Source organism: Paenibacillus sp. F411, assembly GCF_017582705.1.
GTDB classification, from domain to species: Bacteria; Bacillota; Bacilli; order Paenibacillales; family Paenibacillaceae; genus Paenibacillus_AQ; species Paenibacillus_AQ algicola.
This window is the reverse complement of sequence record NZ_JAGFIP010000003.1, coordinates 211,352-225,140: the sequence shown is the minus strand read 5'-3', so window position 1 is coordinate 225,140 and position 13,789 is coordinate 211,352. Positions and strand designations below refer to the sequence as shown.

At 52.9% G+C, this 13,789-nt stretch carries 11 protein-coding genes and 1 pseudogene; 7 read left to right on the top strand and 5 right to left on the bottom strand.

All coding sequences use genetic code 11. The annotated features are described in order from the left end of the window. Nucleotides 1–17 precede the first annotated feature (17 nt). On the bottom strand, nt 18–650 hold the full coding sequence (locus JJQ72_RS05150) for an HAD-IA family hydrolase (RefSeq protein ID WP_208202969.1): 633 nt from the start codon (nt 648–650) through the stop codon (nt 18–20). A gap of 28 nt (nt 651–678) precedes the next feature. After that, on the bottom strand, nt 679–1,866 hold the full coding sequence (locus JJQ72_RS05145) for an AI-2E family transporter (RefSeq protein WP_138225145.1): 1,188 nt from the start codon (nt 1,864–1,866) through the stop codon (nt 679–681). A 136-nt stretch (nt 1,867–2,002) separates the two neighbouring features. Between JJQ72_RS05145 and JJQ72_RS05140 the strand changes: the two genes are divergently transcribed. Further along, complete coding sequence (locus tag JJQ72_RS05140) at nt 2,003–3,373, top strand: polysaccharide deacetylase family protein (RefSeq protein WP_138225146.1); 1,371 nt, start codon at nt 2,003–2,005, stop codon at nt 3,371–3,373. A gap of 255 nt (nt 3,374–3,628) precedes the next feature. Here JJQ72_RS05140 and ilvD read toward each other — a convergent pair whose 3' ends face one another. Next, on the bottom strand, nt 3,629–5,314 hold the full coding sequence (gene ilvD / locus JJQ72_RS05135) for a dihydroxy-acid dehydratase (RefSeq protein ID WP_138225147.1): 1,686 nt from the start codon (nt 5,312–5,314) through the stop codon (nt 3,629–3,631). Nucleotides 5,315–5,561: 247 nt separating this feature from the next. After that, nucleotides 5,562–5,804, bottom strand: a pseudogene (locus JJQ72_RS05130) (KGG domain-containing protein); the annotation flags it as partial. Between the two features lie 212 nt (nt 5,805–6,016). On the opposite strand from JJQ72_RS05130, the gene JJQ72_RS05125 reads away from it, so the two are divergent. The 3 genes from JJQ72_RS05125 to mgrA all read left to right on the top strand — a co-directional run bounded on the left by JJQ72_RS05125 (nt 6,017) and on the right by mgrA (nt 8,694). Further along, nucleotides 6,017–6,793 carry an HAD family hydrolase gene (locus tag JJQ72_RS05125; protein ID WP_208202968.1) on the top strand — a complete coding sequence of 259 codons (777 nt, stop codon included), beginning with the start codon at nt 6,017–6,019 and terminating at the stop codon, nt 6,791–6,793. A 29-nt stretch (nt 6,794–6,822) separates the two neighbouring features. Beyond that, nucleotides 6,823–7,581 carry an NAD-dependent protein deacylase gene (locus tag JJQ72_RS05120; protein WP_347880720.1) on the top strand — a complete coding sequence of 253 codons (759 nt, stop codon included), beginning with the start codon at nt 6,823–6,825 and terminating at the stop codon, nt 7,579–7,581. A 108-nt stretch (nt 7,582–7,689) separates the two neighbouring features. Next, entirely contained in the window at nt 7,690–8,694 is a 1,005-nt protein-coding gene (gene mgrA, locus JJQ72_RS05115; protein ID WP_138225151.1) for an L-glyceraldehyde 3-phosphate reductase, read from the top strand. Nucleotides 8,695–8,809: 115 nt separating this feature from the next. Here mgrA and JJQ72_RS05110 read toward each other — a convergent pair whose 3' ends face one another. Continuing rightward, nucleotides 8,810–9,661, bottom strand: coding sequence for an AraC family transcriptional regulator (locus JJQ72_RS05110; protein WP_138225152.1), 852 nt, complete (start codon nt 9,659–9,661; stop codon nt 8,810–8,812). Nucleotides 9,662–9,842: 181 nt separating this feature from the next. Between JJQ72_RS05110 and JJQ72_RS05105 the strand changes: the two genes are divergently transcribed. The 3 genes from JJQ72_RS05105 to JJQ72_RS05095 are packed head-to-tail and all read left to right on the top strand — an operon-like array spanning nt 9,843 to nt 13,616. Continuing rightward, on the top strand, nt 9,843–11,021 hold the full coding sequence (locus tag JJQ72_RS05105; protein ID WP_208202966.1) for a galactokinase: 1,179 nt from the start codon (nt 9,843–9,845) through the stop codon (nt 11,019–11,021). After that, on the top strand, nt 11,022–12,011 hold the full coding sequence (gene galE, locus JJQ72_RS05100) for a UDP-glucose 4-epimerase GalE (protein ID WP_138225153.1): 990 nt from the start codon (nt 11,022–11,024) through the stop codon (nt 12,009–12,011). A gap of 12 nt (nt 12,012–12,023) precedes the next feature. Continuing rightward, nucleotides 12,024–13,616 carry a UDP-glucose--hexose-1-phosphate uridylyltransferase gene (locus JJQ72_RS05095; protein ID WP_208202965.1) on the top strand — a complete coding sequence of 531 codons (1,593 nt, stop codon included), beginning with the start codon at nt 12,024–12,026 and terminating at the stop codon, nt 13,614–13,616. The last annotated feature ends 173 nt before the right edge of the window (nt 13,617–13,789 follow it).

The window sequence follows — 13,789 nt, the reverse complement described above, 5'->3', positions numbered from 1 at the left end:
TGGCTGCAGCCAGGAGATCAGGTTCTCTGTGACATTAATGTGGATAATTCCAAGGGTGAATGGCAAATGAAGTCCGGCGCGGCGGACTCCAGCAGCTCCGGGGAGTCCCATCCCCAGGCTGCAGCGACCACCGCTACGTTGATTTGATGGCAGGCTTCGATATCTCGCAGCTCATCGCCAATATACAGGATGTCGCTTACGTGAAGGCTGTGCTTTTTGGCTAAACGGATAATGGCTTTATGCTTCCCGAACAGATTAGAGGCGGAATGAATAAAGTCAAAATCCTGGAGTCCATGGTGATCGATAAAAAGCCTGATGTTCTCTACCGAATTAGAAGATATAATACCCAGCTTGCAGCCCTTTGCTTTCAGTTGGTGCAAAGCATGCTGAATTCCAGCCACAGGCTCTAGAGAAAGAAGGGCCTTCTTATACTCGATCCGCCCTTCAACAAGGAGCGCCGGTAATTTGTACATCGGGACTTTCAAGGCTTTTAGTCGGTCTGGTATAGACATCGCAGCAAGTGTAGCTATTTCTTCGTCTTTGATGAGTCTGCCGCCATGTTTTTGAGACAGCTCGTTAAATATTTGTACCGCCAGATCCTTGGATTGCACAAGTGTGCCGTCAAAGTCGAATATCCAGTATGGCTTCATGATGCGCCCGCCCTCCTTGGTAATGAGATCACAACGGAGTATGGTCTGAGGATGGGGATTCTGAGGGCTGCTTTGCTCCAGCGGAGCTATGTACGGCAGAGTCTTCCTTCTGCATCGCAAATGGAGAAACCTCAAACTCCTCCTTAGGCAGATGGATCCAGCGCTGCAAATATCCTTGCTCCAGCAGCTCTTTTAGCAAAATAATCAAGATGGGTGTCATGATCAAGCCGGCAATGCCGAAGATGGACAGAGAGATGATCATAAAGGACAGCATCAGGAAGGCGGAGGTGACCCCGATCGATTGACCGGCAATCTTGGGCTCCAGCAGCTGACGGGTTACCATAATGATGACCAGCAGTACAATCAGGCCCACCGCAAGGCTGGCCTTGCCCACGAGAAACAGATAAAGGATCCAGGGTATGAATATGACCGGGACGCCAAGCAATGGGAGAAAATCAAACACGGCACTGATGAGGGCAATAGACAGCGCATTGCCAGTCCCTAAGATAAGCAGGCCTATGTAAGCCATCACAAATGTAATGCTGATCAGCTTCAGCTGCGCCTTCAAATAAGCGCCGATGGCTCCGAAGACGTGATTTTTAAGAAACAGAATGGCATTTTTGATCGTTCGCGGCGTTTTGTCACTGGCGATTTTGCGCCAGCTTCCGATCTCCGTGCTAAGAAAGTACGCCAGTATAATGGCAATCCCGAAGTTAGCAATAAAGGTCGTGAAAGAGCCCATAAAGCCGATGATGTATAAAAACAGTCCTTGGGCAGCATTTTTTGCAAAGTTGGTAATATCCTGAAAATAGCTGTTCAAGCTCTCGGTCACATCCGGAGGCAGTGCTGCCAGCTTGACTTGAAGGAAGCTCAGCAGGGCTGCGAACTGTTCCTGCAGCATGGAGGTATAGAGCGGTAAATTCTTCTCAAGCTGCATCAATTGCGAGACGATGATCGCGCCGGCGCCGAATAGCAAAGCGACAATAATCAGCAGGAAGATGAGAACCGCGAGGGCGGAAGCGAAGGTTTTCTTCATGCCGCGGCGGTGAAAAAAACGTGCAATCGGCTCGATCATCCAGAACACAAGGAAGGATAAAAAGACGGGAGCTGCAATTTGGTACAGTTTGCTGAACACAAACATGACCAGATATACAGTGAGGACAATCATTCCGATATCAAAAAAAGTCCTCCAGTATTTTTTGTACAAGGGAAGCATAGTTTAGTCAAACGCTCCTTTCAACATAATGACTTCATTGTACATGAATTGTTAAAAAAACGCCTATTTCTTTTTGCCCTATGATAAAATAACAGGAGTGTAATGCCAAAGTAAACAGAAAAGCGGGGAAATTGGCATGCAGACAGTGCTGCTCTGGTTGTTTTACATTTCTTCTTTTTATGCCTTCATTCCCGGGATTATCACCCGTTTTTTCGGTTATCGTGTATTTCGGAGAGGGACGGTGGAGGGCGAGTTTGCCTTGACCTTTGACGATGGACCTGATCCGGTATATACACCTCAGCTTCTGGATTTGCTGAAGCGCTACAATATGAAGGCCACCTTTTTTGTGGTCGGCTCTCATGCAGAGTCCCATCCAGAAATTATCAAGCGCATTCATGATGAGGGACATCTGATTGGTATTCATAACTATGTTCACAAATCCAACTGGCTCATGAGGCCCAAGACGGTCCGCATGCAGCTCAAGCGCACGGATGATATCATTTTCGGCATTACGGGTGAGCGGCCGGTGTATTACCGTCCTCCCTGGGGCATTGTGAATCTATTTGATTTTGCCAAAAACAGCGGTTACCGTATCATTCTCTGGTCCTCGATGTACGGAGACTGGAGAAGCAGCGTCGGTGCTGACAAGCTGACCCACAGAATGCGGCGCAAGCTGAGAGCAGGGGAAGTGATGCTCCTTCACGATTGCGGAAATACGATGGGTGCAGATGTACAGGCGCCGGAGCAGATGCTGCTGGCACTGGACCGGGTGCTGTCAGAAGCAGAGCGTGAAGGCCTGAGAAGCGTTCGGATCGACGAAATGATTACTCATGAGAGGATGTCGTCTTCAATGAAGCTGTCCTTACCGAAACGAATGGCTGTAGCAGTGTGGCTGCTATGGGAGAAGCTGTTTCATGTTGTATTTCGCCTGAAAACGGCGAATCCGTCGGACCCTATGCTGCATTATCGCTTGACCTCCTATCAAGGACAGGACATGGTAACACAGGATGGCTTACGACTTGTGAAGGGGGATGAGGTGCTGGAGCTTCATTTCGATAATCAGAAGCTGTTTGATATTGGCAGACATGCCCGGAACGAGATGCAGATTGCGATTCAGATGATCCGTGCGGTTCAGAAGGACCTGCCAACCATTGCACAGCGGGTGCTCGACAAGCCGGAATATCGAAACGTGAAAGGTCTGTACGGGGTCACGATGATTACCCGAGGACCGGAGCAATTCGGATTTCATCTTCAGGATTTGCCCTCCGGGCTGTTTGCCAGCTCTACCCGGGTGTATCTGAAGCTGCTCCTGTCTGTCATTCATCCCAAGGGTCAATCGCGGCTCAAGGAAGGCAGCCGGCGCATGGAGCCGCGGATGCTGATGATGCCGGTGGAGGTCCTGATCAGCCGTTATGCCCCACGGGAACTTCGTTCCCGAAGATCTTCTGTCGAGACCGGTCTTGGTGAGCTGTCTGTGGGCAGTACCGCGAAGGAGCTGTCCTCCTAAATAAAATTTATGCACCCAGGGGCTGTCCCAAAAGATCCAGGATCTTGCGGGATAGCCTCGTTTGTTGTTGCGAAATGCTCCGCGTACGCTGCTGCCACTCCAAAGATTTCTTGAATACAAACCAAATAAAGACATGGCGGTGCCGGGCTAATCTCCCTGACTCCACCATGTCTTTATAAGTTACTTCCTCTTTCACTTAAGTGGGCTGCCTCGTTAAATAAGAATCTATTATGGGACAGCTTCTTCTTATTATTGTTAGATCTTCATGATACCGCCGCTGCTGGCGTTGGTTACGAGCTTGGAGTAGCGAGCCAGGTAGCCGGTCTTGACCTTCGGCTCAAAGCCCTTCCAGTCGGCACGGCGCTTCGCCATCTCCTCGTCACTAACCTCCAGCTGAATGGTGCGCTTCTCCAGATCCAGCTCGATAATATCTCCGTTCTCAACAAAAGCGATCGGTCCGCCTTCAGCAGCCTCCGGAGAAATATGTCCGATGCTGATGCCGCGGGATGCGCCCGAGAAGCGGCCGTCCGTGATCAGGCCGACCTTGGCACCCAGTCCCATACCTGCAATCTGCGAGGTTGGAGCCAGCATTTCCGGCATACCCGGTCCGCCTTTAGGGCCTTCGTAGCGGATGACAACGACCATACCTTCCGAAACTTTGCCGTTTGCGATGCCTTCCAGCGCTTCCTCCTGGGAATCAAAGCAAATGGCAGGACCGCGATGGTATCCGCCGACGGAAGGGTCAACGGCGCCCACTTTAATGATGGAGCCTTCCGGAGCCAGATTGCCGTAAAGCACAGCGAGGCCGCCGCGCTCGGAGTAGGGCTGATCAATCGGGTGAATTACGTTCTTGTCCTGAATCTCACAGCCTGCAACGTTCTCGGCCAGCGTCTTGCCCGACACGGTAATGCAGTCGCCGAACAAGGCGTCCGGCTTCTTCAGGAGCTCGTTCAGTACAGCGCTAACGCCGCCTGCCAGATGGACATCCTCGATGAAATAGTCAGAGGCCGGGGCCAGCTTTGAAATATGCGGTACCCGGTTAGCTACTTCATTGATACGCTCCAGCGGGTAATCGATGCCGGCTTCATGCGCCAGAGCCAGTGTGTGCAGTACTGTGTTGGTGGAGCCGCCCATCGCCATATCCAGCGCAAAAGCATTATCGATCGCTTCGCGGGTTACGATGTCGCGCGGCTTCAGGTCCATCTCGATCAGATTCATCAGCTGGCGTGCGGATTGTCTTACAAATTCCTTACGCTCTTCAGCTACCGCGAGAATGGTTCCGTTACCCGGCAGGGCAAGGCCAAGTGCCTCGGAGAGACAGTTCATAGAGTTCGCTGTGAACATGCCCGAGCAAGATCCACAGGTCGGGCAGCCGTACTGCTCCAGCTCCAGCAGCTCTTCGTCGTTAATCTTGCCGACCTGGTGAGCGCCTACGCCCTCAAATACGGAGGTCAGGGAGAGCTTGCGTCCCTTACTGTCTACGCCGGCTTTCATCGGACCGCCGCTGACGACGATGGTCGGGATGTTAACGCGAAGCGTTCCCATCAGCATGCCTGGCGTGATTTTGTCACAGTTGGGAATACATACCATGCCGTCGAACCAGTGTGCGGAAACGACGGTTTCCAGGGAATCGGCAATGATTTCCCGGCTTGGCAGAGAGTAGCGCATACCGATATGTCCCATGGCGATTCCGTCGTCAACACCGATGGTGTTAAACTCAAACGGAACTCCGCCCGCTTCGCGGATGGCTTCTTTAACGATTTTGCCGAATTCCTGCAGATGCACATGGCCCGGTACAATATCGATATAAGAGTTGCAGACCGCGATGAACGGTTTACCGAAATCTTCCTCTTTCACGCCGGCGGCACGCAGAAGACTGCGGTGCGGGGCCCGGTCAAAGCCTTTTTTGATCATGTCTGAACGCATTTTTTTAGCTTTCATGATGCCTTGTTCCCCCCATGTCCTATTGAAATGTATGATGGTCACGCGCTTTAGCGCGGCTTACCGGCAAAGCAGCCGGGTGACAAACGATAATTGATATCATTTAACAGAGTCTATCATAAAAAGTCATGTTTTTCTACCTGTCATTCCAGCGCGGGCAGGGGTTGCTTCCTTATTATATGAGAAAAAGAGCGTCTCCTTCATTCGTGAGGAGCACGCTCTTGTAAACTTCAATCTATGGCTATTTTTTTCCGCCCTTGCGGCCGATTTCCTGGTAAAATTCACGGTCATGATTGCGGGAAGTTGCCTCGCCGCCTTTTTGCCCGATTTCCTGGTAGAACTCGCGACTGTGATTTTTGGAGGTAGCTTGTCCGCCTTTTTTGCCGATTTCCTGATAAAATTCACGGTTATGCTTCTTCGCTGTTGCTTCACCGCCTAAGCGTCCAGCTTCTTCGCGGGTCATTTTTTGTCCGTTATTTTTCTTGGCCATCTTGGTTGTTCCTCCTTCTCCATCATCCTTTTATTGGTTACCGCACGACTTACTTACCACACCCTAGTTGTCATGAAACAGAAAAATAAACTAAAGAATGGAAAATAAGAGGGGTTTTTTTGTCTGTTTTTTGAACAGAGTCTGCTGCTCGAAAGGAAACTTGCAGAAGTAAACAGAAAGTGTAAGATGGAGAAGAAAAGGAGGGGAAGGCTGTGCCGGTGCTTGAGATCCAAGAGCGTCGTATGATCTGCAGCGGGCTGCTGTTTGACAAGGACGGCACGCTGCTGCATTTCATGTCTTTATGGGGCGGCTGGGCAAGCTACATGCTGCAGGCTTTGGAGGAGCGGCTGGAGCTGATCGGTAAAGGGTTTACCGGTTCGAGAGACAAGGTGCTCGGTACGCTGCAGGATTCCTTGGGGCAGCTGTATTCCTATGACCGGAAAGGTCCGCTCGCGATGGCTACGGCCGAGGAAAGTATCGGGCTGTTAGCCTGGCAGCTGTATGCGGCAGGAATGCCGTGGAATGAAGCGCTGCTGCAAGTCCGGCAGATGGAGAAAAATGCCATGGTTCAGGTAAGGCAGACCAGGCCGGCTTTTCCCATGCCCGGGCTGAATGAGCTGCTGAAGCAGTGCCGGACACTCAAGCTTCCGTTGGCCGTTGTCACCTCCGATACGACGGCTGCAGCGAAGGAACATTTGGCCTGGATGGGCCTTTTGGAGAATTTCCCGGTCATTATTGGCCGTGATCAGGTCAAGCAGGGCAAGCCCGGCCCGGATATGGCGCTTGCGGCCTGCAGGCAGCTTGGTCTTCAGCCGGAAGAGGTCGCGGTCATTGGAGACAGTAACGGCGACATGCAGATGGCGAAGCAGGCAGGCTGTGCGCTGGCGATCGGTCTTTACGAAGGAGATGCTGATCATGGGGATGCGCAACATCTCGTGGATGCCGATCTGATTATCAGCGATTATAATGAAATTAGATTAAAGGCCTGATGGCCAGACGTTCTACGGGAGGTGCGCAGGTGGAAAGCAATGAAAAAATAGAAATGCTCGCGACTTGGATCGAAGCAAGCGATTATATCGTCTTTTTTGGCGGAGCCGGAACCTCTACGGAAAGCGGAATTCCTGATTTCCGCTCGGCGGCGGGATTGTATCAAAGTGAGCATCATTCTCCCTATCCGCCGGAAATTATGCTCAGCCATAGCTTTTTTATGGAGAAGCCGGACATATTCTATGATTTCTACCGCAGCAAAATGCTGCACCCGGCGGCGCGTCCAAACGGCTGCCACCAGCTGCTCTCGCGCCTGGAGCAGGAGGGCAAGCTGAAGGCGGTAATTACCCAAAACATCGACGGCCTCCACCAGACCGCAGGCTGCGGCGAGGTACTTGAGCTGCATGGCTCGGTGCACCGCAATTATTGTATGGACTGCAACCGCTTTTATTCACTTCAGCAGGTGATGGAAATTCAAGAGCTAGTGCCCCGCTGCGCCGATTGCGGCGGAATGATCAAGCCGGATGTGGTGCTGTATGAGGAGGAGCTGGATCATCAGCTGTTAAAGCGGGCGATCCATGAAATTTCAATAGCGGATCTGCTGATTGTCGGAGGAACTTCTCTTACCGTTCACCCGGCAGCGGGATTAATCAACTACTATCAGGGGAGCCGGACTGCCATTTTGAACGGGGACCCGACACCATATGATCACAGGGCAGGCCTGCTGATTACCGAGCGCATCGGTGAAGTGATGGACAAGGTGAACGGAATGCTGCGCAGCAGCGTGTAAGCCTGGAATTTACGGTGCAGCGACGCAAGCGGCCGCAGTTTGGGTTAATCATATAGTATGAATTGTATGACCAAAGCATATTTCCAAATGGAGAGGCAGGGATGACCAATGACATATGTAGCGAGTGAAGACCGCTATGAAGGTATGATATATAATCGCTGCGGGCGATCCGGCTTGAAGCTGCCGGCTATTTCCCTCGGCTTGTGGCATAACTTTGGAGGGATTGACTCCTTCGAGAATGCGCGGAGCATGGTGACCCGCTCTTTCGACCTTGGAATCACGCACTTTGATCTCGCCAACAACTACGGTCCGCCGGCGGGCTCCGCCGAGGAAACCTTCGGACAGGTGCTCGCGAAGGACCTGAAGGCCTACCGTGACGAGATGATTATCTCCTCTAAGGCCGGCTATTACATGTGGCCCGGACCTTACGGAGACTGGGGCTCGCGGAAATATCTGGTGTCCAGCCTCGATCAGAGCCTGAAGCGGATGGGTCTTGACTACGTGGACATTTTCTACTCACACCGAATGGATCCCGATACACCGCTGGAGGAGACGATGATGGCGCTGGATCATATCGTTCGTTCCGGTAAAGCGCTTTACGTCGGTATTTCCAATTACACGCCAGAGAAGACCAAAGAAGCGGCTGAAATTTTAAGAAGGCTGGGTACACCGCTGCTTATTCATCAGCCGAGCTATTCCATGCTGAACCGCTGGGTGGAGCAGGGCCTGCTTGATGTGCTGGACGAACAGGGCGCAGGGAGCATTGCATTTACGCCGCTCGGTCAGGGACTGCTGACCAACAAATATTTGAATGGAGTTCCGAACGACTCCCGGGCAGCCAGCGCTTCCCAGTTTCTGCATGAAAGCAATATTACACCAGAGGTGCTCCGCAAAATCCGCGCCTTGAATCAGATGGCTGCCGCCCGGGGCCAGAGCCTGGCTCAATTCGCTCTCGCTTGGGTGCTGCGTGGAGGCCGAGTTACCTCAGCCCTGATCGGGGCGAGCAAGGTTAGCCAGATTGAGGACAATGTGGGGGCTCTCAGTAATCTGGAGTTCTCTAAAGAGGAGCTGGACCGGATTGAGTCCATTCTGAAAAAAGAGCCGGAGGCCTGATGCCTCACCGCAGCCGGAAACGGTGCTCCGTAGTCCTTGAGCTGTCAGGGCGGCATCAGCCAGAAGCCCGCTTTCTGCCGAGGAAAGCGGGCTTTGCCATGACTTAGAGAGAGCATCAGCCGGAATTCTCCCGTCGGTAGGCGGTGGGAGACATACCGCAGAAGCGCTTGAACTGACGGGAGAAGTAAAGGCTGTCGGGCAGGCCTACAGAGGCGGACACCTGCTCCACCGACAGGTCCGGACGCTCCCGCAGCAGCCGCTTGGCCCGGTCCATTCGCAGCTTGAGCAGATACGTAACCGGAGGGAGGCCGGTCTCCTTCTTGAATATGCGCGATAAATAAGCGCGGTTATACCCCAGGCTGGCGCACATCTGCTCAATGGATACAGGATGCGCGTACTGGGAGGTCATGACGGTAATCATTTGCTTGACTGTTCGCTGGATCTGCGTTTCCGCTGCAGAGGGCAGCACATGTCGCCGGGTATGAGTCATCAGCTCGGCCCAGAGCAGCTGGAAGTAGCCGGAGGCGGCAATATGTGCCTGATCCTGCTTGCGGCTGAAGCACTCCTGAATCAGCCTTATATATCGGGCGGGCCTGTGAGAACCGGGGTTAAATACGACCGGTGTGTCCGGCAGCATGCCTGCAGCTTTGACCAGGCCCTCCGCCTCCTGACCCTTAAAGGCGACCCAGCGGTAACGCCAGGGCTCCTCCGCGTCAGATACATAGCTGACCAATTGACCGGGATGAATGAGAAACGCATCGCCGGGGCCCAGCTCATATAGAGCATGCTCCGTCTGGAAGGTGCCTTTACCAGCCTCCACAAGATGCAGCAGGTAATAATCATACAATTTGGGACCAAGGGCATGAAGGGGAGTCGTCTGGCTCACCCCCGAAAAAAGCACAATAAGACGGTCATGCAGAGGTAACACGGGACTGGAGGAAACCGAATATGTTTCTTCGTTTGACATACAGCACCTGCCTTCAGGGGTCATCAGGTTGTAGCATCCTGTTGTTCTAACTCTTGTATTTTACTATGAGAAGTCACATATATCCATATGTAGCACACAAGATTGCATTAATCGAAAAAGAGCTTTCTTCTATACTGGAGTCAAGACAGATGGATTTAGAAAATAGGATGGAGTGAACATAATGAACCTGGAATCATTAGTATCCACATTTCATAGTAAGTACGGTACCAGTGATGCTCCTCTGCGGATGTTTAACGCACCGGGACGCGTCAATCTGATTGGCGAGCATCTTGATTATAATGGCGGTTATGTACTGCCTGCGGCGCTGGAATTCGGCACCACGCTCTTGATTCGCGAGCGCAAGGACAATCAGGTTGCATTTGCCTCGACGAACCTGCCATACGAAGCAGCAGCGGGACCGGAGGAGAGCTATGGGGGCAAGACTGGGGAATGGACAGATTATCCGGTTGGCGTCATCGTCGAGCTGGAGAAGCTGGGCTGCTCTCTTACTAAAGGCTATGAGCTCTTGTATCACGGCGATATCCCGAACGGTGCGGGCTTATCTTCCTCAGCTTCCATCGAGGTAGTGACTGCCTATGCGTTTATGTCCATGGAGGGCTGTGATCGGGATCCTGTAGAAATTGCGAAGCTGTCCCAACGCGCCGAGAATCAGTTCGTCGGTGTGAACTCCGGTATCATGGATCAGTTTGCTGTTGCGAACGGCCGCAGCAATCATGCGATTCTGCTGATGTGCGACACGCTGGAATATGATCTGGTGCCTTTTGAAACAGGCAGCTATAAGATTGTTATCGCGAACACGAACAAGCGCCGCGGCCTGGTGGATTCCAAATACAATGAGCGGCGCAGCGAATGTGATTCCGCGCTGGAGCAGCTTCAAGGCACAAGACCGGAATTGAATTACCTGGCGCAGCTTACACCGGAGCAGTTCCAGGAGCTGCAGGGTGTCATTGAGGATGAAACCGTGCGCAAGCGGGCTCAGCATGTGGTCGAAGAGAACCAGCGCGTGCTGGATTCAGTAGCAGCATTGAAAGAGAATAACCTTCAGGCGTTCGGCAGCTTCATGAACGACTCCCATACTTCACTGCGCCATCTGTATGAAGTGACCGGGGATGAGCTGGATGTCATGGTCGAGGAGTTCCAGCGGCAGGAGGGCACTTTGGGCGCCCGGATGACGGGAGCCGGCTTCGGCGGCTGCACGGTCGCGCTGGTGCACGAGGATCATGTGGAGCAGGTCATTGCCGAGGTCGCTGTCGGTTACGAGAAGAGAACCGGACTGAAACCGGATTTCTATGTATGCGGTGTTGGCCAGGGTGTACACGAACTGAAAGGGGTGCTGTAAATGGCAATTTTGGTAACGGGAGGAGCCGGATACATCGGCTCGCATACGGTTGCGGAGCTGCTGGAGCGCGGCGAAGAGGTTGTTGTGATCGACAGTCTGGAAACCGGGCACAAGGAAGCGCTGCTGGGTGGCAAGCTGTATCAGGGAGACCTGCGTAACAAGGAGCTGCTGAAGACGCTGTTTGCCGAAAATGAGATTGATGCGGTCATTCACTTTGCAGCCAACTCTCTCGTTGGCGAGAGCATGAAGGACCCTGTGAAATACTACGACAATAACGTCTATGGAACGCTGTGCCTGCTGGAAGCCATGAATGAGGCAGGGGTGCGGAAGATTGTCTTCAGCTCCACAGCGGCCACTTACGGCGAACCGGAAAAAGTGCCGATCGAAGAAAAAGACCGCACGCAGCCGACCAATGTGTACGGCGAGACCAAGCTGATGATGGAGAGAATGATGGCCTGGTTTGATCAAGTGCTCGGCATCAAATATGTATCACTGCGTTACTTCAATGCAGCCGGCTCTCATGCCAGCGGCAAAATCGGAGAAGACCACCGTCCGGAGAGTCACTTGATCCCGTTAGTGCTGCAAACTGCGCTGCAGCAGCGTCCGCATATTTCCGTATTCGGAGACGATTATGCTACACCGGACGGCACCTGTGTCAGAGACTATATTCATGTCAGCGATCTGGCGGATGCGCATCTTCGGGCCGTGGAGTACCTGCGCCGCGGCGAGGACAGCAATGTGTTCAATCTGGGCAACGGTCAGGGCTTCTCCGTCAAAGAAGTCATTGAAACCTCCAAAGCCGTCACCGGCCGCGAGATTCCGGTCGTGATGGAAGCGCGGCGCGCGGGAGATCCCGCAGTTCTGGTGGCTTCCTCAGACAAAGCACGTACTGTTCTAGGCTGGCAGCCAGCCCGTGTGAAGCTGGAGGATATTATTCAGGATGCATGGAGATGGCATGTCAGTCATCCGAACGGTTATGAGAGCAACTAAGGAGGCCGCAGTATGGAACAGGAATTGAATCAGGCAGCACCCGAGCCCTATCAGGTGCTGCATGCGATAGAACAGCTGGTGCAGTTTGCGCTGCGCCAGCAGCTTATTCAGGACAGTGATACGGATTACAGCCGGAACCTTCTGCTGGATCTGCTGGGCTATACAGAGCCGCTGCTGGAGGAGATCACTCAGCCGGTACCGGACAGCCCGCAGGCAATGGTCGATATACTCATTGATGCAGCCGCCTCCAAGGGTCTCATTCCCGACAACAGCGACACCTACCGTGATCTGATGGATGCCAAAATCATGGGCTTGCTGATGGCCAGGCCCTCCGAGGTCACAGGCCGATTCATGCAGCTGAAGGAAGAGCAGGGCATTGAAGCGGCTACGGATTATTTTTACAAGCTGTGCATCGACAGCAACTATATCCGGATGGACCGCGTGTCAAAGAATGAATTCTGGCGGTATGACAGCTCTTATGGTGATATCGAAATTACAATTAATCTGTCCAAGCCGGAAAAAAGCCCGAAGGAAATTGCCATGGCCAAGCTGCTCCCGCCTCCGGTGTATCCTAAATGCCAGCTATGCCGCGAAAATGTCGGTTATGCCGGACGGGTTAATCATCCGGCCCGCCAGAATCTCCGCGTCATTCCGCTGGAGCTGAATCAGGAGAAATGGCTGTTTCAATATTCTCCCTATGTTTATTACAACGAGCATTGCATCGTGCTGCATCATGACCATGTGCCGATGAAGCTGACCAAGGACACGCTGCGTCGTCTCTTAGGCTTTGTGGAAGCGTACCCGCATTATTTCCTGGGCTCCAATGCAGATCTGCCCATCGTGGGCGGCTCCATCCTGACGCATGATCATTTTCAGGGAGGTCGCCATACGTTCCCGATTCAGAAGGCTGAGGTCCTTGCAGTCTATGAACACACCAGTCATAAAGGTGTTACTGCCGGCATTGTGAACTGGCCGATGTCGGTTCTGAGACTGACGGCAGAAGACCCAGAAGCTCTGCTGGGATGCGCGAACGAGATTTATGAAGCCTGGAAAGGCTACAGCGATTCAGCACTTGACATTGAAGCATGGAGCGATGCGGAAGGGGAGCGGGTACCTCATAATACAGTGACTCCGATCGCCCGCCGAAGTGCAGATGGCGGCTATGAGCTGGATCTCGTGCTCCGCAACAACCGGACGAACGAGCAGCATCCGGAAGGGATTTTCCATCCACACCGGGAAATGCATCATATCAAGAAAGAAAATATCGGGCTCATTGAGGTCATGGGCTTGGCAATCCTGCCGGGAAGGCTCAAGAGCGAGCTGGACCAGGTGGGAGATATTCTGGCTGGCGACACGGCGCTTTACGCTGCTGCGCAGGAGGACTCCAATCCGCTTCAGGTTCATCTTCCATGGATTGAGCAGCTGAAGCAAGAGCATGCTGATGGGCTCTCCAAGGAAGAGGCGCAGCACGTCATCCGGGAAGCCGTCGGGGAGATCTTCACAGAAATTTTGGAACAGGCCGGCGTGTACAAGCATACGGAAGCAGGGCGTCAGGGCTTCCATCAATTCCTGAATCACATGGGATTTCAACGATCTGGCATATAATTCAGGCATAAGCACCACTACGCTGTAAACACAGGACATAGCAGCTCTGGGAGAGATCCCGGGCGGCTATGTTCTTTCTTTTTGCACTCCAAGGATTGGTATATACATCCAGGTCGCAAGGGACCGTTTTGAAATCCGTTCGCGGGGGTAGTATAATGAGTGGCTGAAACCAA

What these genes read in the sequence shown, in the direction of transcription:
- JJQ72_RS05150 (WP_208202969.1), bottom strand. Translation starts at nt 650, where the DNA reads ATGAAGCCATACTGGATATTCGACTTTGACGGCACACTTGTGCAATCC.
- JJQ72_RS05145 (WP_138225145.1), bottom strand. Translation starts at nt 1,866, where the DNA reads ATGCTTCCCTTGTACAAAAAATACTGGAGGACTTTTTTTGATATCGGA.
- JJQ72_RS05140 (WP_138225146.1), top strand. Translation starts at nt 2,003, where the DNA reads ATGCAGACAGTGCTGCTCTGGTTGTTTTACATTTCTTCTTTTTATGCC.
- ilvD (WP_138225147.1), bottom strand. Translation starts at nt 5,314, where the DNA reads ATGAAAGCTAAAAAAATGCGTTCAGACATGATCAAAAAAGGCTTTGAC.
- mgrA (WP_138225151.1), top strand. Translation starts at nt 7,690, where the DNA reads ATGACATATGTAGCGAGTGAAGACCGCTATGAAGGTATGATATATAAT.
- JJQ72_RS05110 (WP_138225152.1), bottom strand. Translation starts at nt 9,661, where the DNA reads ATGTCAAACGAAGAAACATATTCGGTTTCCTCCAGTCCCGTGTTACCT.
- JJQ72_RS05105 (WP_208202966.1), top strand. Translation starts at nt 9,843, where the DNA reads ATGAACCTGGAATCATTAGTATCCACATTTCATAGTAAGTACGGTACC.
- galE (WP_138225153.1), top strand. Translation starts at nt 11,022, where the DNA reads ATGGCAATTTTGGTAACGGGAGGAGCCGGATACATCGGCTCGCATACG.
- JJQ72_RS05095 (WP_208202965.1), top strand. Translation starts at nt 12,024, where the DNA reads ATGGAACAGGAATTGAATCAGGCAGCACCCGAGCCCTATCAGGTGCTG.